Below are 20,085 nucleotides of genomic sequence, written 5' to 3'. Positions count from 1 at the left end.
GCATGTGTCGCTATTTGTACTGAGGTTCCACTTGATCTGCGGAAACGCAACGATCAGGGGGTTCTGAGGAGAATGCTGATGGCACATCTACGACGTCGTACCGTCGTCGCCCTGACCGCCCTGCTCACCGTGGCCGCCGGACTGCCCGGCACGCCCGCGCAGGCCGCGCCCCCGCCCACCGCCGCACCGGCACGCGCCGCCGCGCCCGGCTCCGAACGCTGGTCCGTCGACCTCGCCGTCGCCGGCGGCGACGACGTCAACGTCGCCTGGCGGTCCGGCCGCCTGCGGCTGGCCGACCCACGGCCCACCGCCCGCACCCGCCCGGCCGCCGTCGCCGGACCGGTCGCCGAGGGCATCCTGCTCTCCGCGCCGCGCGCCCTGGACCGACCCGCGACCCGGGTACGCGCACAGCTCGCCGCCCGCACCGGCGACGGGGGTACGGCGGTGGCCCAGGTACGCGGCTGGCGTGCCCGCGGCTGGACCGAGTGGCGCGACGCCACCGAGGCGGTGTTCGACCAGCCGGTCAGCCGGGTCCAGGCGCGCGTGGTGCTGACCACCAGCGACTCCGCGTCGGAGGCCACCGTCACCGGGCTGACGCTCGCCGCCGACTCGGTCGCCACCACGGCGGTCCAGCCGGCCGCCGCGCTCAAGTACCGGGTGTACGCGACCCGGATCGGCCTGGTCGGCGGCATCACCGCCAACGGGCACACGGTGCGGACCCGGGACCACTTCGCGGCGCTGCCCACCCGGCGCGGCCTGTCCCCGCGCGGCACCGGCGACTACACGGTCAAGGTCTGCACCACGAGCGGCAGCCGCTGCGAGTACGCCCCGGTCTGGGACGTCGGCCCGTGGAACACCCGGGACGACTGGTGGAACCCGGCGTCGGTCCGGGAGAACTGGAAGGACCTGCCGCGCGGATTGCCCGAGGCGCAGGCGGCGTACCAGAACGGCTACAACGGCGGGCGGGACCAGTTCGGCCGTACCGTGCGCAACCCGGCCGGACTGGACCTGGCCGACGGGACGTTCTGGGACGGGCTGCGGCTCACCGACAACGCGTGGGTGGACGTGACGCTGCTGTGGACCGGTGGCGGGGCGCGGGCCGTGGTCGGCTCCGGGCCGCTGAACCTGCGCGCCGGGGCGAGCACCTCGTACGCGAGCCGAGGGCTGGCTGCCACGTACGCCCACGTGCCGGTGCAGTGCTACGTGACCGGGCAGAAGATCGCCGGAACGTACCGCACCACGACGAGGTGGTACCGCCTGGTCGGCGGCAACTACGTCAGCCACGCGTACCTGTCCTCGATCTACGGCGGCACAGTCCCCCGCTGCTGACGACGCCGTCCTCCGTCCCGCCCCTCCCCGCTCTCCTCCGCGATCTTGCGGTTTCGGCCCTGCGCCGGGGGCATTTGTTCCCTATGCCGGGGCCACGACTGCAAGATCGCGGGGTCAGGGGTGGGTGATCGTGACTGCGTCGCCTGGGGTGGCTCGGAGGGTGTCGGCGGCTCGGCCGGTGTTGACCGCCACGGCCACCAGGCCGGCCGAGTCGACGTAGACCACCAGGGCGCCGGGTACGGCGTCGCCGAACGTGCGGCCGTGCACCGCCTCGTGTCCGTTCACCAGCACCCGGGCCGGCAGGCCGTCGAGCAGCGCGCCCGGCGCGGCGAGCTGGACGTTGCCGAAGTGGTCGACGGTCAGCACCTCGGCGCTGAGGCCGCCGGGCTCGGCGCGTACCACCGGTTCCGGCAGCCGGACCAGCGCGCCCGGGTCCACTGCCGGTCCCGCCTCGGCGGGCGGCGCGCCGAGCGCCAGCCGGGCGGCCACCGGCGCGAACACGTCCCGCCCGTGGAACGTGCGGGACACGACCGGGCCGAGCCAGTCCGGGTTGGTCAGCTCCACCGCGGCGGTCACCCCGCCGAGCGCCTCCGCGGCCGGGACCAGCAGCCCGTTGTCCGGCCCCACGAGCAGCCCGCCGGGCGCGGCGAGCGCGATCCCGCGCCGCGTGGTGCCGACACCCGGGTCGACCACCGCGACGTGCACGCCCCACGGCAGATACGGCACCGTCTGCGCGAGCACCGCCGCGCCCCGGCGGACGTCGGCCGGTGGGATCAGGTGCGTCACGTCGATCACCCGCACGGCCGGGGCGAGCCGGGCCAGCACCCCGTGGCACGCCGCCACGAACCCGTCGGAGAGCCCGTAGTCGGTGGTCAGCGAGACACAGTGCGGTGTGCCGTTCACGGGTTGCCCGCCCTGATCAGGTGCCGGGACAGGCGCAGTTCGTCGTGCAGCGGGATCCCGTCCGCGCCGACGTGCGGGATAGTCGGCTTGACCGCGCGGGCCCGGTCCACGGCGCCCGTGTCCACCGCGACGATCCGCAGCCCCCGTCGCTGGTAGAAGCGCAGCGCGCCCAGGTTGTCGTTGGTGGTGACCAGCCAGATCCGGTCCGCCCCGGCAGCGACGGCCACCTCCTCAGCGGCGGCCAGCAGGGCGCTCCCGGCCCCGGTGCCGGGCGTCGACGCGGCCAGGCTCACCACTTCCAGCCCGTCGGCGTCGACCCGGTACACCAGCGCCCCGGCGAACGCGCCGTCGCCGTCGACCGCCACCAGTGCGGGCAGGTCACGCAGGTCGTAGCGGGTGTCGTGGACGACCACGATCGGCCCGCCCCACTCCCGCTCGTGCAACGCCGTCAGCGCGGCACGGTCCCCGTCGCGCGCCTGACGTACCCGGATCGAGGCCACCGGCACACCCTACGTTCCCGCTCCCCGGAACTCCGGGCGGTCAGCCGCGCAGGCGCAGGCCGCGCGGGGTGGCACGGAAACCGGCGGCGGTCAGCGCGTCGCGCAGCGGGGACGCGTTCACGGCCTCGCCGTCGGCGCGTTCCACCGAGATCGCGCCGAGCGCACCGGAGTGCACCGCGTCGGCGAGCGCCTTGCCGGCCGCGCCGAGCGTGTCGGTGTCGTCGGTGAACGACAGGATCGTCCGGCCGCCCCGCTCGACGTAGAGCACCAAGTCGCCGCCGACGAGCACGACCAGCGCGCCCGCCTTGCGCCCGGCCCGGTGGCCGGTCGCCGCCGCCGCTCCGTCGCCGGAGTCGACCACACGTTCCGGCCAGGGCAGCGCCGCGCCGTACGGGTTCGCCGGGTCGGTGGCCGCGAGCACGACCGTCGGCCCGCCCCGTCCCTGGCTGTCGTCGGCGAGCGCCCGGATCCGGTCCACCGCGCCCGGCACCGCGAACTGCGCCGCGCCGAGCCCTTCGACGAAGTAGCCGCGCCGGGCCGCCCCGCGTTCCTCCATCGCGGACAGCACCGGATAGACCCCGGCGAAGCCGCCGGTGACCTGTTCGGCGACGACCGCGCCCCGGGTCACCACGCCGTGCCGTTCCAGCAGCAGATCGGCCAGGGCGGCGGCCCGGCGGGTGGGGTCGAGGTCGCGGTCGGGGAGCCGGGACCAGCGACCGGCCATGGTGGGCGGACCGCCCCGGCTGGGCAGCGCCACCCGGCCGGGGCGGCGGTAGCGGGTGCGCGGCGCCGACGGCCGGGACCGGTGCGCCCCGCCCGCGCCGAGCGCGGCCCGCAGCGGGGCGAGCGTGTCGTTGGTGAGGTGACCGGCCCACACCAGGTCCCACACCGCGCCGGACAGGGCGGCGTCGTCGGTGGCGCCGACCCGGTCGGACAGTGAGCGGAAGAACAACGCCTGCCCGTCGGCGAGCGCGTCGAGCACCGACTCGTGCAGCGGGGTCAGCGTCAGCGCCTCGTCCGGCGGTGGCAGCAGCAGCGGCGCGACGTCGGCGTACGCGAGCGTCACCCACCCGTCGCCGCCGGAGATCGCACCCGCGCCGGCCCACACCACCTCGCCACCGGCGCACAGCTCGTCGAGCTGGGCGGGGGAGTAGTCGGCGACCCGGGCGGGCAGCACCAGGCGTTCCAGCGCGGACGCCGGCACGCTCACGCCCTGCAACTGCTCGACGGTGGCGGCGACCGCCTCGACGCCCCGGGCCGACGAGCCGACCTGCTGCCAGCGGGGCAGGAACGCGGCGAGCGCGCGCGGCGGCACCGGCTCGATCTCCCGGCGCAGCGCCGCCAGCGAACGGCGGCGCAGCAGGCGCAGCACCTCCGCGTCGCACCACTGGGTGCCCACACTGTCCGGCGCGAACTCGCCGGAAACCACCCGGCCGTTCGCGGCCAGCCGGCGCAGCGCCTGCTCCACCACGAACACGCCGAGCCCGAACCGGGCCGCGCAGGTGGCCGCCGCGAACGGACCGTGCGTGCGGGCGTACCGGGCGACCAGGTCGGTGAGCGGATCGGCCACGGGTGCGAGGTACGCCTCGGCGACCCCGACGGGCAGCGCCACCCCGAGCGCGTCGCGCAGCCGGGCGGCGTCCTCGACGACCACCCAGCGGTCCTCGCCGGCGATGCGGACCCGTAGCACCCGCCGGGCCGCCGCCAGCTCGTCGGTCCAGGACTCCGGTACGCCCCGCGCGGCCAGCTCGGCGTCGCTCAGGTCACCGACCACGCGCAGCAGCTCGACCACGTCCTCCGGGTCGCGTGGCCGCCGCTGCTCGGTGAGCCAGCGCAGTTGGCGCGCGGTCTCGGCGAGCACCTCCGGGTCGAGCAGTTCCCGCAGGTCGACCCGGCCGAGCAACTCGCTGAGCAGCCCGGAGTCGAGCGCCAGCGCGGCGGCGCGCCGCTCGGCCAGTGGGGCGTCGCCCTCGTAGAGGAACGCGCCGACGTACCCGAACAGCAGCGACCTGGCGAACGGCGACGGGCGCTCGGACTCCACCTCGACCAGGCGTACCTTGCGGGCGGCCAGGTCGCGCATCAGCTCGCCGAGGGCGGGCTGGTCGAAGACGTCCTGGAGGCACTCGCGGGCGGCCTCCAGCGTGACCGGGAAGTCGGCGTACTCGCGGGCCACGTCGAGCAGTTGCGCGGCGCGCTGGCGTTGCTGCCACAGCGGCTGCCGCCGCCGGGGGTCACGGCGGGGCAGCAGCAGCGACCGGGCCGCGCACTCGCGGAACCGGGACGCGAACAGCGCCGACGTGCCCACCGACTCCTCGACGAGCTGGGCGATCTCGTCCGGCTCGAAGACGACCACATCGGCGCCGGGCGGGGTGTCGGCGGTGTCCGGCAGGCGCACCACGATGCCGTCGTCGGAGGGCATGACCCGGGCGTCCACGCCGTACCGCTCGGTCAGCCGGCGGCCGATCGCGAGCGCCCACGGCCCGTTGACCCGCGCGCCGAGCACCGAGTGCACGGCGAGCCGCCAGTCGCCCAGCTCGTCGCGGAACCGTTCGACCACCACCGTCCGGTCGTCCGGCAGCGACCGGGTGGCCGCCTTCTGCTCGCGCAGGTAGTTCATCAGGTTGCCGGCGGCCCAGTCGTCCAGCCCGCCGGCCCGCAGCGCCGCGACCGCGTCGGCGTCGGACTGCCGCAGCAGCGCCCGGACCCGGGCGCCGATCGCCCGCCCCAGCTCGACCGGGCGGCCGAGCTGGTCGCCCTTCCAGAACGGCATCCGGGCCGCCTGCCCGGGTGCGGGGGAGACGAGCACCCGATCGGGGGTGATCTCCTCGATCCGCCAGGACGACGAGCCGAGCAGGAACACGTCACCCACCCGCGACTCGTAGACCATCTCCTCGTCCAGCTCACCGACCCGCGCGGCCCGCTCCGCCCCGGCCAGGAAGACGCCGAACAGGCCCCGGTCGGGGATGGTGCCGCCGCTGGTCACGGCGAGCCGCTGCGCGCCGGGCCGGCCGGTCAGCACGTCGGTGGCGCGGTCCCAGACCAGCCGGGGACGCAACTCGGCGAACGCGGTGGACGGGTAGCGCCCGGAGAGCATGTCGAGCACCGCGTGCAGCGCCGAGTCGGGCAGCTCCGCGAACGGCGCCGCCCGCCGGACCAGCACGGCCAGGTCACCGAGCCGCCACGGCTCCAGCGCCACCATCGCGACGATCTGCTGGGCCAGCACGTCGAGCGGGTTGCGCGGGTAGTGCAACTCCTCGATCGCCCCGGCGCCCATCCGCTCGGCCACCACCGTGCAGGAGAGCAGGTCGCCCCGGTGCTTGGGGAAGACGACGCCACGCGAGACCGCGCCGACCTGGTGCCCGGCCCGCCCGACCCGTTGCAGCCCGGCCGCCACGCTCGGCGGCGCCTCGATCTGCACCACCAGGTCGACGGCGCCCATGTCGATGCCGAGTTCCAGGCTGGACGTGGCGACCACGGCGGGCAACCGACCGGACTTGAGCGCCTCCTCGATCTGCTTGCGCTCCTCCCGCGACACGCTGCCGTGGTGTGCCCGCGCGATCACCGCCGGCGCCCCGGCCGCGGCGCCGGACTGCGCCATCACCTCCGCGGGCTGCCGCGGCGCGCGCACCGGCCCGCCGGACGCCTCCGCCCCCCGCCGGGCCCGGCTCCCGTCGCCGGGCCCGCCGCCGGACACCTGGCCGAAATCGTCGAACGGCCCGTCGCCGTCGCCCGGTTCGCCGCCGGACACCGCGCCGAACCCGCCGGCGTCGTCGAGCCCGGCCCCGTCGCCGGCCGACGGGCCGTCGGCGCCGGGCAGCAGATCGGATACGCGCACCGGCTCCCCGCCCCGGGCCACGTGGCTGCCGTCCGGGGCGGCCGCCGCCTCCACCTCCTCGGCGGCCAGTTCGTTGAGGCGGGCGCAGAGGCGTTCGGCGCTGCGCCGGGAGTTGGTGAACACGATCGTGGACCGGTGCGCGCGGATCAGCGCGAACACGCGTTCCTCGACCGCCGGCCAGATCGACGGTCGGCGGGGTGCGAGGCCGCCGAGATCGTCCTCCGGCGGCTCCTGCTCGTCGAGGCGGGTCATGTCCTCCACCGGGACCTGGACGCTGACCTCGATGGTCTTGTTCGCCGGCGGTTGCACCACGTCGACCGGGCGTGCGCCGCCGAGGAAGCGGGCGCACACGTCGATCGGCCGGACGGTGGCGGACAGCCCGATCCGTTGCGCGGGACGCTCCAGCAACGCGTCGAGCCGTTCCAGGGACAGCGCCAGGTGGGCGCCGCGCTTGGTGCCGGCGACCGCGTGCACCTCGTCCACGATCACCGTGTCGACGCCGCGCAGCGAGTCGCGGGCGGCGGAGGTGAGCAACAGGAACAGCGACTCGGGCGTGGTGATGAGGATGTCCGGTGGGGTGCGGGCGAAGGCCCGGCGCTCGTCGGCCGGGGTGTCGCCGGTCCGCATGCCGACGGTGATGTCGGGCGGGACCAGGCCGAGCCGGGAGGCGGCCTGGCGGATGCCGGTGAGCGGGGCACGCAGGTTGCGTTCCACGTCCACGGCGAGCGCCTTGAGCGGACTGACGTAGAGCACCCGGCAGCGGCGCCGGAGGTCGGCCGGCGGCGGCTCCTTGGCGAGCCGGTCGAGCGACCAGAGGAACGCCGCGAGCGTCTTGCCGGAGCCGGTCGGCGCGACGACGAGGGCGTTGCGTGCGGCGGCCACCGAGCGCCAGGCGCCCTCCTGGGCCGGGGTGGGCGCGGCGAACGCCGCGGTGAACCACTCCCGGGTCGCCGCGCCGAACTCCGCCAGGACACCGCCCGACCGGCCTGGCCCGCCCTGCCCGCCCTGCCCGCCTGGCCCGCCCTGCCCGCCTGGCCCGCCCTGCCCGCCTGGCCCGCCCTGCCCGCCTGACCCGCCTGGCCGGCCCGACGGGGTCACCTCGTCCGCCACGCTCCCATCCTGCCGCGCCGGTGTGACATCCGGCCCGCCGCCGGACCGTTCCGTCCCGCCCGCAGCAGACCAAGAATGGAATGGGCGATTATTCCGTTAAGTCTTACTTAACTGCTTGCTTGTGGGCTGCAACATAAAGTAACTTCACTCGCGATGCGGCGTGGGGTGGAGGCGTGGATGACCGTCGAGGACCGAGGTCTGGGCTCCGGAACCGACGTGCTCATCCGCAAGGTCGACAGTCGCCTGGCCGCGCTCCGCGCCGCGCTGCACGGTCCCGATCTCGAGCTGGCCGAGGAGCTGGCCGCGCGCCTGCGCGAGATGGTCCTGGCGACCGCGCGGTCCAGCGCCGCCGACCGCGCCCGGGTCCGGGCCGCCGTGCACTACTTCGTCCAGCGCCGGGAGAGCCGGGACGCCCGGCTGCCGCTGCGCTCCCTGGTCGCCGCCCAGCGCGCCGTCGACCGCGCCGCTCGCCAGCTGGCCACCCCCAACCCCACCCCCTGACCCCCGCCGCACCCCGCCCTTCCGCCCTTCCGCCGCCCCGGTGATCAAGGAGTTCGTGTCCGGGAGCGCGCCCGATCCCGCCGCAAACTCCTTGATCGCCGCCCGAGAGGCCGGGACGGCCGGGACGGCCGGGTGGAGGTAAGGGTGGGTTTTGGGGAAAACGGCCCGGTTCGGTGCCTCTGTGGCGTGTGATCGGTTGTGACACCAGCGTGTTCTGCGCGCTGTCACCTCGACCGGGAGTACGCGTGCTCGTCCTGCTGATCGTGCACCTGGTGGCGGCGCTGCTCGCCCCGCTGCTGGTCCGCCGGTGGGGTCCGCGCGCCTGCCTGCTGCTCGCGCTCGCCCCGGCCGCCACAGCGGTCTGGGCGGCGGCGCACACCGCCGACGTACGCGACGGCGGCGAGGTGGTCGAGACGTACCCCTGGATCTCGCAGCTCCAGCTCGACGTGGCGCTGCGGGTCACCACGCTGTCCTGGCTGATGCTGCTGCTCGTCGGCGGCGTCGGCGCGCTGGTGCTGGTCTACTCCGCCCGCTACTTCCCGCCCGGGTCGGCCGGGCTGGCCCGGTTCGCCGCCGTCATGGTCGCCTTCGCCGGGGCGATGCTCGGCCTCGTCGTCTCCGACGACCTGCTGCTGCTCTACGTGTTCTGGGAACTGACCACCGTCTTCTCCTACCTGCTCATCGGGCACAGCACCGAGCGCCGGTCCAGCCGGTGGGCCGCCGCCCAGGCGCTCACCGTGACCACGCTGGGCGGGCTGGCCATGCTCGTCGGGTTCCTGCTGCTCGGCCACCACGCCGGGGGATACCGGTGGTCGGCGGTGGCCTCGGCGCCGCTGCCCGGCGGCGGTTACCTGACCGTCGCGGTGCTGCTCATCCTCGCCGGGGCGCTGGCGAAGTCCGCGGTGTTCCCGTTCAACGCCTGGCTGCCGGTGGCGATGGCCGCCCCGACGCCGGTGAGCGCCTACCTGCACGCGGCGGCGATGGTGAAGGCCGGCATCTTCCTCATCGGACTGCTCGGCCCGGTGCTCGCCCCGGTCGACGGGTGGCGGCCGGTAACGGTGGTCGCCGGCCTGGTCACGCTCGTCATCGGCGGGTGGGCGGCGCTGCGGCAGACCGACCTGAAGCTGCTGCTGGCGTACGGGACGGTCAGCCAGCTCGGCCTGCTCACCGTCCTGTTCGGCACGGGCACCCCGAAGGCGGCGCTGGCCGGCGTGGCGATGCTGGCCGCACACGCACTGTTCAAGGCGGCGCTGTTCCTGGTCGTCGGCATCCTCGACCACGAGGCCGGCACGCGTGACCTGCGGGAGCTGTCCGGGGTGGGTCGGGCCGCGCCGGTGCTGGCCACGGTCGCCGCGCTGGCCGCCGCCTCGATGGCCGGGGTGCCGCCGCTGCTCGGGTTCGTCGGGAAGGAGGCGGCGCTCGCCGCGTTCACCGGCGATCCACTGGTCCTGATCGTGCTGGTGGTCGGCAGCGCGCTCACCGTCGCGTACAGCATCCGGTTCCTCTGGGGCGCGTTCGGCGCCCGGCCCGGCGTGCCGGACACCGAGCTGGCCCGGCCGCCCGCCGCCATGCTCGTACCCCCGTCGCTGCTCGCCGTGGCCGGGCTCGCCGCCGGTGCGGCCGCCGGGTGGCTGAGCGGCCTGTTCGAGCCGTACGCCGAGCTGTTCGGGCCGGTCGAGGAGCACCTGGCGCTCTGGCACGGACCCACGGCGGCGCTCGGCCTGTCCGCCCTCGTGCTGGCCGGCGGTGTGGTGCTGCACCTGGTCCGCGGCCCGCTGGCGCCCGCGCTGGCGCGGCTGCGCTCGCCGGTGAACGGCAACCAGGGGTACGAGTGGGTGACGCACGGCTTCGACCGGCTCGCCATCGAGGTCACCGGCGCCACCCAGCGCGGCTCGCTGCCGCAGTACCTCGGCACCGTGCTGCTCGCGCTGGTGTTCGTGCCGGGCGGGGCGATGATCGCGACCGCGCCGTGGCGGGTCGAGCTGGCGGCCTGGGACAACCCGGCCCAGCTCGTGGTCTGCGTGGTGATCGCGGTCGCCGCGCTGCTCGCGGTCGGCGCGCGCCGCCGGCTCACCGCGATGCTGCTCGTCGGCGTGACCGGCTACGGCACCGCGATGATGTTCGTCCTCTACGGCGCGCCGGACGTGGCGCTGACCCAGTTCCTCGTGGAGACCGCGACGATCGCCGTGTTCGTGCTGGTGCTGCGGCGGCTGCCGGAGCGCTTCTCGGCCCGCCCGCTGCGCCGCAGCCGCTGGGTGCGGCGCGGCATCGGGATCGCCGCCGGCGCGGTGATGGCCGGCCTGGCGCTGGCCGCGGCCGGAGCCCGGCGGGCGCCGTCGATCTCCGCGGCCTTCCCCGACCTCGCGGTCGTCGAGGGGTACGGCCGCAACGTCGTGAACGTGACCCTGGTCGACATCAGGGCCTGGGACACGATGGGGGAGATCTCGGTGCTCGTGGTGACCGCGACGGGCGTGGCCAGCCTCATCTACGAGCGTTCCCGCACCGGGCCGCGTCCCCGCCGTCCCCAGCCGGTCGCGTTGCGCGCCGGGGACCGGCGCACGGTGTGGCTGCGCGGCGGGCAGACGCTGCCGGAGCGCCGGCGGTCGATCGTGTTCGAGGTGGTCACCCGGCTGATCTTCCACACCGTGCTGATCTTCTCGCTGTTCCTGCTCTTCTCCGGCCACAACGCCCCCGGCGGCGGCTTCGCCGGCGGGCTGGTCGCCGGCCTCGCGCTGGCGCTGCGTTACCTGGCCGGCGGCCGGTACGAGCTGGCCGAGGCGGCCCCGGTCGGAGCGGGCACGGTGCTCGGCGCGGGCCTGGGCATCTCGGTCGGCAGCGGTGTGCTCGGCCTGGCGCTCACCGGTGAGGTGCTGCAGAGCGTGAAGGTCAACCTGTGGCTGCCGGTCGTCGGCGACTTCTACCTGGTCACGTCGCTGTTCTTCGACATCGGCGTCTACCTGGTGGTGGTCGGGCTGGTGCTGGACATCCTGCGCAGCCTGGGCGCCGAGGTGGACCGGCACGTGGAGGCCGCGGGCGAGGCAGGGCGGGGGCTGGTCGTCCAGCGGGAGAGTTCATCGTGAGCGCGAGGAGTGAGCCGGGTTTGCGAGCCCCGCAGTCGCGAACAGAGGTGGCTCAGTGACGAGGGGGGCGGCCGGGCCGACGCTGGTGCTGGTGCTGGCCGTCGGGGTCCTCGTCGCCGCCGGTGTGACGCTGCTGCTGGAACGCAGCCTGACCCGGATCCTGCTCGGCATCATCCTGCTCGGCAACGGCGTGAACCTGCTCATCCTGCTCGGCGGGCGAGCCGGCGCCGCACCGCTCGTGGGCTCCGCCTCGCAGGGCGCGATGAGCGACGCGCTGCCGCAGGCCATGGTGCTCACCGCCGTGGTGATCACGTTCGGGTTGACCGCGTTCCTGCTCGCCGTCGCCTACCGGAGCTGGTACACCAGCGGCGACGACGAGGTGCAGGACGACCTGGAGGACCGGCAGATCGTCCGGCTCGCCGAGAGCAACGAGGTGTCCACGGCTGATCTCGGCGGCGAGGGCCCGGACGACGACCCGGAGCAGGTGGATCCGGAGCCGGCCCGCCGGCGGTTGCGCCGGGACGGGGAAACCACATGAGCGCCCTGGTGCCGCTGCCGGTGGTGGTGCCGCTGCTCGGCGCGGCGCTCACCCTGCTGTTGTCCGGCCGGCCCCGGTTGCAGCGGTGGGTGAGCGTGCTCTGCCTGTCCAGCGTCCTGGTGGTGGCGGCGGTGCTGCTGGTGCAGGCGTACCGGTTCGGGCCGGTGGTGGTGCAGGTGGGTGGCTGGCCGGCGCCGGTGGGCATCGTGCTGGTGGCGGACCAGCTGGCGGCGCTGATGGTGCTCGTCTCCTCGGCGGTGACGCTGTGCGTGCTGCTCTACTCGATCGGCCAGGGCCGGGCGGAGACCGGTGAGACCGCGCCGGTGAGCATCTTCCACCCCACGTACCTGGTGCTGACCGCGGGCGTGACGAACGCGTTCCTGGCCGGGGACCTGTTCAACCTCTTCGTCGGCTTCGAGATCCTGCTGGCCGCGAGCTTCGTGCTGATCACGCTGGGCGGCACCGAGGTGCGGTTGCGGACCGGATCGACGTACGTGGTCGTCAGCATCCTGTCGTCGCTGCTGTTCCTGTCCGCCGTGGGGCTGGTGTACGCGGCCACCGGCACGCTGAACATGGCGCAGCTCGCCGACCGGCTGGACGCGCTGCCGTCGGGCGTACGCCTGACCCTGCAACTGACGCTGCTGCTCGCGTTCGGGATCAAGGCGGCGGTGTTCCCGCTGTCGGCGTGGCTGCCGGACAGCTATCCGACCGCGCCCGCACCGGTGACGGCGGTCTTTGCCGGTCTGCTCACCAAGGTCGGCGTGTACGCGATCATCCGCACCGAGACGCTGCTGTTCCCCGGCGGGCAGGTCGCCACGCTGCTGATGGTGGTGGCCGGGCTGACCATGGTGGTGGGCATCCTCGGCGCGGTGGCCCAGTCGGACCTGAAACGGCTGCTGTCCTTCACGCTGGTCAGCCACATCGGCTACATGATCTTCGGGGTGGCGCTGAGCAGCGTCGCCGGCCTGTCCGGGGCGATCTTCTACGTGGTGCACCACATCACCATCCAGACCACACTGTTCCTGGTCGCCGGCCTGGTCGAGGAACGCGCGGGCAGCACCGACCTGCGCCGCATCGGCGGCCTGGCGCGGATCGCCCCGATGCTCGGCGTGCTCTTCTTCGTCCCCGCGATGAACCTGGCCGGCATCCCGCCGTTCTCCGGGTTCCTCGGCAAGCTCGGCCTGCTCCAGGCCGGCGTGGCGGCCGGCGGCACGCTGCCCGCCGTACTCGTCGCGGCCGGCACGCTGACCAGCCTGCTCACGCTCTACGCCGCCTCCCGGGTGTGGAACATCGCGTTCTGGCGGGCGCCCCGGCTGGCCACCGCCACCCCGCCGGCCCGGCTGCCCGGGCTGATGGTCGGGGCGACCACCGCCCTGGTGGCGCTGGGCGTGCTGTTCACGCTGCTGGCCGGGCCGCTGTTCCAGGTCACCGCGGACGCGGCCACCGACCTGCGCGAGCGCACCCCGTACGTGCGGGCGGTCCTGCCCCGGGACGTGCCGTGACCGACGACCTGCCCCCGGGCGCGGGGGCGACCGGTGAGCCCGCGGGCGTACCCCGGGCCGCGCCCGCACCGGACGCGCCGGCACCGACGGTCGGCCGGGGTGGGCGGCGGCGGGACCAGGCGGTCGCGCTCGCCTGGCTGGTCGTCGCCTGGATGCTGCTGTGGGGCGACGTGTCCTGGGGCAACCTGTTCGCCGGCCTGGTGGTCGGCGTGGCCGTGCTGCTGTTCTTCCCGCTGCCACCGGTCACGTTCGGCGGCCGGGTACGCCCCCGCGCGCTGCTGGTGTTCGCTGCCACGTTCGTCGTGGAGCTGATCAGCGCCAGCGTGCACGTGGCCGGCGTGGCGTTGCACTTCGGCTACCGCCCGCGCGGCGCGATCATCGCGGTGCCGCTGCGCGTGCGCACCGACCTCAACCTGGCGCTCACCGCCGAGGTGATCTCGCTGGTGCCGGGCACGCTGATCCTCGACGTCGACCGGGCCGAGGGCATGCTCTACGTGCACCTGCTCGACGTGCGCGGCCCCGAGGACATCACCGCCAGCCGCGAGCGCGTGCTCGCCGTCGAACGGCGCATCGTGCGCGCCATCGGATCTCCCGACGAGGTACGCCGGCTCGACATCGAACCCGTGGAACGGAGGAACCACCAGTGACAGTCCTGCTCGCCGTCGCGCTCACCGTGCTGCTCTCGGCCACCGCGCTGCTCGCCCTGGCCCGGATCTACCGCGGCCCGTCCCTGCTCGACCGGGTCGTCGGTGCCGACCTGCTGCTGTCGGCGATGCTCGCCGCGGTGGGGGCGGAGGCCGCGGTGAACCGGCACGCCACCACGCTGCCCGTCCTGGTGGTGCTCTCCCTGCTCGGCTTCATCGGGTCGGTGTCGCTGGTGCGCTTCGCGGTCCGGGCTGAATCCTGATGGCCGGCGCGGTGGCGGACTGGGTGGGTGGCTTCCTGCTGCTGGCCGGGGCGGCGCTGGCCCTGGTCGCCGGCATCGGGCTGGTGCGCTTCCCGGATGTCCTGGACCGGATGCACGCGGCCACCAAGCCCCAGGTGCTGGGCGTCCTGCTGCTGCTGGCCGGGCTGGCGCTGCGTCTGCGTACCCCCTCGGATCTGGGCATGCTGGTCCTGGTGGCGATCTTCCAGCTCTCCACCGCGCCGGTGGCCGCGCAGATGATCGGCCGGGCCGCGTACCGCTCCGGGCGGGTCGACCGCACGCTGCTGGACGCCGACGAACTGGCCGGGCGCTGAACCGGACGTGCGGGGGGCTTCCCGGCACCCTCAGCGAACATCCAGCGGCCCCCGATAAAATGGGCGGCATGATCGACTCTCCTGCCCCGGAGGGCAGCAGTAGCCGGCCGGGTCATACCCGGCGAATTCCCTCCCCGACGACCCCGGGAGCCCTGAACCTCCCGTGTTGATCCTCGTCGGTCTCCTTCTCATCACCGTCCTCACCGCCGCCACCGGGTACTTCGTGGCCCAGGAGTTCGGTTACGTCGCCGTGGACCGGGGCAAGCTCAAGCAGCTCGCCGACGGTGGCGACCGTGCCGCGGCCCGGGCCCTGGAGGTGACCGGGCGGCTCTCGTTCATGCTGTCCGGCGCGCAGCTCGGCATCACCGTGACCGCCCTGCTGGTCGGTTACGTCGCCGAGCCGTACCTGGGCGCCGGGCTGGCCGACCTGCTCGGCCTGGCCGGGCTCTCCAGCTCGGTGTCGCTGCCGCTGTCGGTTGCCCTCGCCCTGATCATCGCCACGGTGGTGCAGATGGTCCTCGGCGAGCTGGCCCCGAAGAACCTGGCCATCGCGCGGGCCGAGCCGCTCGCCCGGGCGCTGTCCCGGTCCACCCTGATCTACCTGAAGATCGCCGGTCCGCTGATCACGTTGTTCGACCGGGCCGCCGTACGGCTGCTCCGCCGCGTCGGCATCGAGCCGATCGAGGAGCTGCCCAGCGGTGCCACCCCGCAGGACCTGGAACAGATCATCGCCGAGTCCCGGGAGGAGGGGCATCTCGACGCCGAGATGTCCGACCTGCTGGACCGGGGTCTGGACTTCCGGGAGCTGACCGCCGGGGAGGCGATGGTGCCCCGGGTCGACGTGCACACCGTCCGGGCCGACGAGCCGGTCAGCCGGATCGTCGAGCTGCTGGACACCGGCCACTCCCGGTTCCCGGTGCGCGGCGCCGAGGGCGTCGACGACCTGATCGGCGTGGTCGGCATCGCCGACGTGCTCGGGGTGCCCCCGGCGCAGCGCGCGACCACCCGGGTCGACGCGGTGGCCGTACCCCCGTTGCTGGTGCCCGAGACGCTGCCGCTGCCGACGGTGCTGGACCGCCTGCGGTCCGGGCACCGGCAGCTCGCCTGCGTGGTCGACGAGTACGGCGGCTTCGCCGGCGTGATCACGCTGGAGGACCTGGCCGAGGAACTGGTCGGGCCGATCCGCGACGAGGACGACCCGCCGGACCGGGCCGCGGCGCGGCAGGAGGACGGCTCCTGGGTGGTCCCGGCGCGCTGGCGCATCGACGAGGTCGCCGACAGCACCGGCATCGAACTGCCGGAGGCGCCCGAGTACGACACGCTCTCCGGTCTGGTGATGCGTGAGCTGGGCCGGGTGCCCGAGGTCGGTGACCGGCTGGAGATCCCGGTCGCCGCGGACGGCGACGGGCCGGCCGGCGGCCCGCGGGTGCTGGTCGAGGTGCTGGCGGTGGACCGGCACGTGGCCGACTCGGTGCGGCTGCGGCCGACCGCCGACGTGTCCGGGGAGGGTGCCGCATGAGCCCCGGGTTCGCGTTGATCTTCTCCGGGGTGCTGCTGGCGCTCAACGGGTTCTTCGTGGCCGCCGAGTTCGCGCTCGTCGCGTCCAAGCGGTACCGGCTGGAACAGGCGGCGGCCGGCGGTGGCCGGGCGGCCCGCGCGGCGCTGGACGGCGTCCGCGAGCTGAGCCTCATGCTGGCCGGCGCGCAGCTCGGCATCACGCTGTGCACGCTGGGTCTGGGCGCGCTGGCCGAGCCGGCCATCGAGCACCTGCTCAGCCCGTTGCTGCACGCGGTCGGCCTGCCCGCCGCGGCCAGTCACGTGGTGGCGCTGGTGTTCGCGCTGTCGCTCGTGACGTTCCTGCACCTGGTGGTGGGCGAGATGGCCCCGAAGTCGTGGGCGATCACCGACGCGGAGCGTTCGGCGATGCTGCTGGCGCTGCCGTTCCGGGCGTTCGCCCGGATCGTCCGGCCGGTGCTGTCCCTGCTCAACGGGCTCGCGAACGCGATGTTGCGCCTGTTCGGGGTGCAGCAGCAGGACCAGCTGGCGCAGGTGCACGGCCCGGACGAGCTGCGCATCCTGCTGGAGCAGTCCCGGGAGCACGGGCTGCTCGGCGCCGAGCAGCACCAGTTGCTCAGCAGCATGCTGGAGCTCCAGGGCACCACAGTCGCCCAGGTGATGGAGCCGTTCGACCGGATCGTGACGGTGGGCCGGGGCGAGACCGCCGAGCGGATCGAGCACGTGTCCCGCGACAGCGGCCGCTCCCGGCTGGCGGTGGTCGACAGCGGTGGCGAGGTGTGCGGCCTGGTGCACGTACGCGAGGCGGTGCGCGCCGTCACCACCGGCCGCCCGGCGACCGCGGAGGAGTTGATGACCAACGCCTTCACGTTGCCGGCCGAGGCGTCGGTGACCGAGGCGGTGGCCGCGATGCGGGCGCAGCAGGCGCAGCTCGCGCTGGTGAGCAACGGCGGTGGGCCGACCCGGCCGATCGGGTTCGTCGCGCTGGAGGACCTCCTGGAGGAGGTCATCGGCGAGTTCGACGACGAGACCGACCCGGTGCCGCGAGGCCGCCGGATGCGCTGACCGTCATGCCGCCGGCCCGGCGGGGTGGAACACCACCTCGGCCGGGCCGGCGTCCGTTCCGGCCTGGCATGGCCGGGCGGGCAGCGGGAATGCCCCGGCATGCGGTTGACCGGCGTGTCGCGGGACTCCGCCTGGACCGGGCTCTCGGTGAGCACCACGGTGCCCAACCCGAGCACCCGGCCGGGCCTGCGCCTGCCGGGCCGGGTGACGTTGAGCGCCGGCGGCTCGGACGTGCCGGTCCGGCACATCCGGCTGGGGCTGGTGACCCAGGTCGAACCGGAGGACCCGGAGGCGCCGCGCCGCCTGGTGCAGTTCCAGACGTGGACGATCGCGGGACGGTTCGTGGTGCCGGCCGGGCGGCGGCGGGCGGTCGACTTCGCCGTGCCGCTGCCCTGGGAGTCGCCGGTGACCACGTACGGCGGGGTGCCGTTGCTGAGCCTGCGTACCGGGCTGCGCACCGAGGTGTCGGTGGACCCGGAGGTGGACCAGGGCGCGATGGTGCCGGTGCTGATCCACCCGCTGCCCACCCAGGAGCACGTGCTCGCCGCGCTGGACACGCTCGGCTTCGCGATCCGGCAGGCGGGGCTGCGTGAGGGACGGCTGCCGGGGGTGGAGCAGACGTTGCCGTTCCAGCAGTGGTACGGGTTCTGGGCCGCGCCGCTCTACGCCGGGCCGATGACCGAACTCGAAGTGATCATGATGACCGACCCGGCCGGTATGGAGGTGCTGCTCTGGGTGGACCGGCGGCTCTCCCTCGCCGGGATCACCCACCAGAGCATCAGCCGGTTCCGGGTCTGGCACGCCGGGGCCGACCAGCGCGACTGGGTGGCCACAGTGGACGGCTGGCTGCGGCACGCCGTCGACCGGCACGCGGCGGCCGCCGCGCACGCCGACTGGTCCGCCACGATCCGCGAGTCGGCGCATGTCAGCCGCCGCCCCGACCGGCCCGTCGCGCCGGGCTACGGGCTCGGCGGGACGGCCGGCGGCGCGGGCATCGGCGGTGGTGGCGGAGGTGGCGACGGCACCTGACCGCGCCGCCGGTCAGCCGGCGGCGAGCTTGAGGCTGAAGCCGAGGAACAGCACCGCGACCGCCGTGGTGCCGCTCGCGGCGAGCCGGCGGCGCTGCCGGAACTGGGCCGCCAGGTACGTGCCGGTGAAGATCAGCACGGTCAGGTAGATCGCGCTGGCGACCTGTGCGATCAGCCCGAGCAGCAGGAAGGACAGCGCAGGCCACGCGTACCCGGGGTCGACGAACTGGATGAAGAACGAGACGAAGAACAGGATCGCCTTCGGGTTGAGCAGGCTGATCACCAGCGCCCGCCGGAACGGCTCCCGCTGTTCCGCCGGCTCCACCTCGTCGATCAGGCGCGGCGTGGCCGGGTCGTTGCGGTCGCGCCAGCGCCGCCACGCGCCGCGCAGCATGGCCAGCCCCAGATACCCGAGGTACGCCGCGCCGGCGTACTTGATCACCAGGTAGAGCGGCGGGTACGCCTGGAGCAGCGAGGCGACCCCGGCGGCGGACAGGACCATCAGCACCGCGTCGCCGACGAACACCCCGGCGGCGGCCCGGTAACCGGTGGCCACGCCCCGGCGGGCGGCGGTGGCCAGCACGAAGAGCGAGTTCGGCCCGGGCAGCAGCACGATCGCCACTGTGCCCAGCACGTACGTCCAGATGTCGGTGATCCCCAGCACGCCGGACATCATGACGCCGCGCCCGCCGTGGGGCGAAGCCTTTCCCGCAGGCTGACCTGTGCCTTCCGCCACTCCTGCGCGAGCATGGAGTACTGCACGGTGTCCCGCCAGGAGCCGTCGGCGCGCTGCTTGTGCTGCCGCAGCACGCCCTCCCGGCTCGCGCCGAGCCGTGCGATCGCCCGCTGCGAGCGTTCGTTGCGGATGTCGGTGTGCCAGACCACGCGGACCGCGTCCAGGTCGTCGAAGGCCCGGCCCAGCAGCAGCAGCTTCGCCTCGGTGTTGACGCCGGTACGCCACCACGGGCGGCCCAGCCAGGTGTAGCCGATCGCCAGTGACCGGCGGACCGGGTCGATCTCGTAGTAGGAGGTCGTGCCGATCACCCCGCCGGTGACCGCGCAGCGCTGCGTCCAGCACACCTGCTCGCCGCGCTCCTGCGCGTCCAGGTAACCGGCGACCACCCGGCGCATCTCGGCGGCGTCGGCCGGCTGCGTGCCGCCCAGGTGCCGCCAGACCTCCGGGTCGGCGGTGGCGGCGTACAGCTCGTCGGCGTGGGCGAGGTCGAGCGGCTCCAGCACGACGTGCTCACCGCGCAGCACCGCCGGCTCGTGCCACGGCGAGCGGGCCGCCCGCAGGTACGCAGGCACCGGCGCGGCCACACCGGGCGCCGGTTCGGGGCGGCCGGGCGTGAGCCGCAGCGGCACCACACCGGCCCAGTACGGCAGCGCCTCGTCGGCCGGCTCGTCGTTGACGCCGCCGGTGCGCACCCGTACCGACACCTCGCGCAGCGGCAGCGCCAGCACGGCCGTCTCGGCCAGCTCACGCCGGTTCGGCGGGCGGCTGTCGCCGGACCGGCCGGCGGCCACCTTCTCCACCAGCGCGGTCATCACCGCCGCCTTCTCGCCGGGGTCGTCGACCAGCCGGGCGGTGCCGTGCGCCACCACCGACCGATAGTTGGCGCTGTGGTGGAACTGGGAGCGGGCGTAGATCAGCCCGTCGAGGTGGGTCACCGCGACGCAGACCGGCAGCCCGGCCTGGCCCCGGGCGGCCAGCAGCGGCCGGCTGCCGGTGGACCCGTGCAGGTAGAGCGTGTCGCCGACGCGCACGTGCAGCGTCGGCAGGACGCGCGGCTCACCGTCCACAGTGAACGACAGCGCGCAGTGGTACGCCTCGTCGAGCAGCGCGTGGGCGGTGGCCCGGTCGTAGGACATCCGGTCGCGGACGCGGCTGGCGGTGGTGCGTTCGGTCGGGGGGTACACGTGACATCCCACCTTCGTGC

Annotated in this window: 15 protein-coding genes and 1 pseudogene; 11 read left to right on the top strand and 5 right to left on the bottom strand. The window is 74.6% G+C overall.

Translation table 11 applies throughout. From position 1 onward, the window contains the following. Positions 1-78: 78 nt before the first annotated feature. Entirely contained in the window at positions 79-1,329 is a 1,251-nt protein-coding gene (locus tag V6U82_RS03835; protein ID WP_334459228.1) for a hypothetical protein, read from the top strand. A 114-nt stretch (positions 1,330-1,443) separates the two neighbouring features. Here V6U82_RS03835 and V6U82_RS03830 read toward each other — a convergent pair whose 3' ends face one another. The 3 genes and pseudogenes from V6U82_RS03830 to V6U82_RS03820 form a co-directional block, all read right to left on the bottom strand. Further along, on the bottom strand, positions 1,444-2,232 hold the full coding sequence (locus V6U82_RS03830) for an SAM hydrolase/SAM-dependent halogenase family protein (RefSeq protein ID WP_334459227.1): 789 nt from the start codon (positions 2,230-2,232) through the stop codon (positions 1,444-1,446). After that, positions 2,229-2,732 carry a GNAT family N-acetyltransferase gene (locus tag V6U82_RS03825; protein WP_334459225.1) on the bottom strand — a complete coding sequence of 168 codons (504 nt, stop codon included), beginning with the start codon at positions 2,730-2,732 and terminating at the stop codon, positions 2,229-2,231. The genes V6U82_RS03830 and V6U82_RS03825 overlap by 4 nt, the downstream gene beginning before the upstream one ends. A gap of 40 nt (positions 2,733-2,772) precedes the next feature. After that, a pseudogene (locus tag V6U82_RS03820) lies at positions 2,773-7,536 on the bottom strand (Lhr family helicase); the annotation flags it as partial. A 318-nt stretch (positions 7,537-7,854) separates the two neighbouring features. On the opposite strand from V6U82_RS03820, the gene V6U82_RS03815 reads away from it, so the two are divergent. From V6U82_RS03815 to V6U82_RS03770, 10 genes are all read left to right on the top strand, one after another. Next, positions 7,855-8,178: a hypothetical protein gene (locus V6U82_RS03815; protein ID WP_128139212.1), complete on the top strand. Its 324-nt coding sequence runs from the start codon at positions 7,855-7,857 to the stop codon at positions 8,176-8,178. A gap of 245 nt (positions 8,179-8,423) precedes the next feature. Further along, on the top strand, positions 8,424-11,258 hold the full coding sequence (locus V6U82_RS03810; protein WP_334459224.1) for a Na+/H+ antiporter subunit A: 2,835 nt from the start codon (positions 8,424-8,426) through the stop codon (positions 11,256-11,258). Positions 11,259-11,313: 55 nt separating this feature from the next. After that, positions 11,314-11,796, top strand: a complete 483-nt coding sequence (locus V6U82_RS03805) for a Na(+)/H(+) antiporter subunit C (RefSeq protein ID WP_334459222.1) — start codon at positions 11,314-11,316, stop codon at positions 11,794-11,796. Continuing rightward, positions 11,793-13,298, top strand: a complete 1,506-nt coding sequence (locus V6U82_RS03800; protein WP_334459220.1) for a Na+/H+ antiporter subunit D — start codon at positions 11,793-11,795, stop codon at positions 13,296-13,298. The genes V6U82_RS03805 and V6U82_RS03800 overlap by 4 nt, the downstream gene beginning before the upstream one ends. Then, positions 13,295-13,945, top strand: a complete 651-nt coding sequence (locus V6U82_RS03795; RefSeq protein WP_334459219.1) for a Na+/H+ antiporter subunit E — start codon at positions 13,295-13,297, stop codon at positions 13,943-13,945. Before V6U82_RS03800 ends, V6U82_RS03795 begins: the two co-directional genes overlap by 4 nt. Next, a complete protein-coding gene (locus tag V6U82_RS03790; RefSeq protein ID WP_120571077.1) occupies positions 13,942-14,205 on the top strand; it encodes a monovalent cation/H+ antiporter complex subunit F in 264 nt (87 codons plus the stop codon). The genes V6U82_RS03795 and V6U82_RS03790 overlap by 4 nt, the downstream gene beginning before the upstream one ends. Next, positions 14,205-14,537 carry a monovalent cation/H(+) antiporter subunit G gene (gene mnhG / locus V6U82_RS03785; protein ID WP_121683666.1) on the top strand — a complete coding sequence of 111 codons (333 nt, stop codon included), beginning with the start codon at positions 14,205-14,207 and terminating at the stop codon, positions 14,535-14,537. The genes V6U82_RS03790 and mnhG overlap by 1 nt, the downstream gene beginning before the upstream one ends. Before the next feature lie 163 nt (positions 14,538-14,700). After that, positions 14,701-16,056: a hemolysin family protein gene (locus V6U82_RS03780; protein ID WP_334459215.1), complete on the top strand. Its 1,356-nt coding sequence runs from the start codon at positions 14,701-14,703 to the stop codon at positions 16,054-16,056. Further along, on the top strand, positions 16,053-17,117 hold the full coding sequence (locus V6U82_RS03775) for a hemolysin family protein (RefSeq protein ID WP_334459214.1): 1,065 nt from the start codon (positions 16,053-16,055) through the stop codon (positions 17,115-17,117). Before V6U82_RS03780 ends, V6U82_RS03775 begins: the two co-directional genes overlap by 4 nt. A 99-nt stretch (positions 17,118-17,216) precedes the next feature. Beyond that, positions 17,217-18,146: a sporulation protein gene (locus tag V6U82_RS03770; RefSeq protein ID WP_334459213.1), complete on the top strand. Its 930-nt coding sequence runs from the start codon at positions 17,217-17,219 to the stop codon at positions 18,144-18,146. Between the two features lie 12 nt (positions 18,147-18,158). On the opposite strand, the gene leuE is transcribed toward V6U82_RS03770, so the two are convergent. Further along, positions 18,159-18,821, bottom strand: a complete 663-nt coding sequence (leuE, locus tag V6U82_RS03765; protein WP_120571072.1) for a leucine efflux protein LeuE — start codon at positions 18,819-18,821, stop codon at positions 18,159-18,161. Then, complete coding sequence (locus V6U82_RS03760) at positions 18,818-20,065, bottom strand: bifunctional pyridoxamine 5'-phosphate oxidase family protein/GNAT family N-acetyltransferase (RefSeq protein ID WP_334459209.1); 1,248 nt, start codon at positions 20,063-20,065, stop codon at positions 18,818-18,820. The genes leuE and V6U82_RS03760 overlap by 4 nt, the downstream gene beginning before the upstream one ends. Between the last annotated feature and the right edge of the window lie 20 nt (positions 20,066-20,085).

Source organism: Micromonospora sp. CPCC 205554 (genome assembly GCF_036902745.1).
Lineage (GTDB): Bacteria > Actinomycetota > Actinomycetes > Mycobacteriales > Micromonosporaceae > Micromonospora > Micromonospora tulbaghiae.
Note: the sequence above shows the minus strand (reverse complement) of the source record. Positions and strands in the feature narration are given on the sequence as shown.

What these genes read in the sequence shown, in the direction of transcription:
- V6U82_RS03800 (WP_334459220.1), top strand. Translation starts at nt 11,793, where the DNA reads ATGAGCGCCCTGGTGCCGCTGCCGGTGGTGGTGCCGCTGCTCGGCGCG.
- V6U82_RS03835 (WP_334459228.1), top strand. Translation starts at nt 79, where the DNA reads ATGGCACATCTACGACGTCGTACCGTCGTCGCCCTGACCGCCCTGCTC.
- V6U82_RS03775 (WP_334459214.1), top strand. Translation starts at nt 16,053, where the DNA reads ATGAGCCCCGGGTTCGCGTTGATCTTCTCCGGGGTGCTGCTGGCGCTC.
- mnhG (WP_121683666.1), top strand. Translation starts at nt 14,205, where the DNA reads ATGGCCGGCGCGGTGGCGGACTGGGTGGGTGGCTTCCTGCTGCTGGCC.
- V6U82_RS03815 (WP_128139212.1), top strand. Translation starts at nt 7,855, where the DNA reads ATGACCGTCGAGGACCGAGGTCTGGGCTCCGGAACCGACGTGCTCATC.
- V6U82_RS03770 (WP_334459213.1), top strand. Translation starts at nt 17,217, where the DNA reads ATGCGGTTGACCGGCGTGTCGCGGGACTCCGCCTGGACCGGGCTCTCG.
- leuE (WP_120571072.1), bottom strand. Translation starts at nt 18,821, where the DNA reads ATGATGTCCGGCGTGCTGGGGATCACCGACATCTGGACGTACGTGCTG.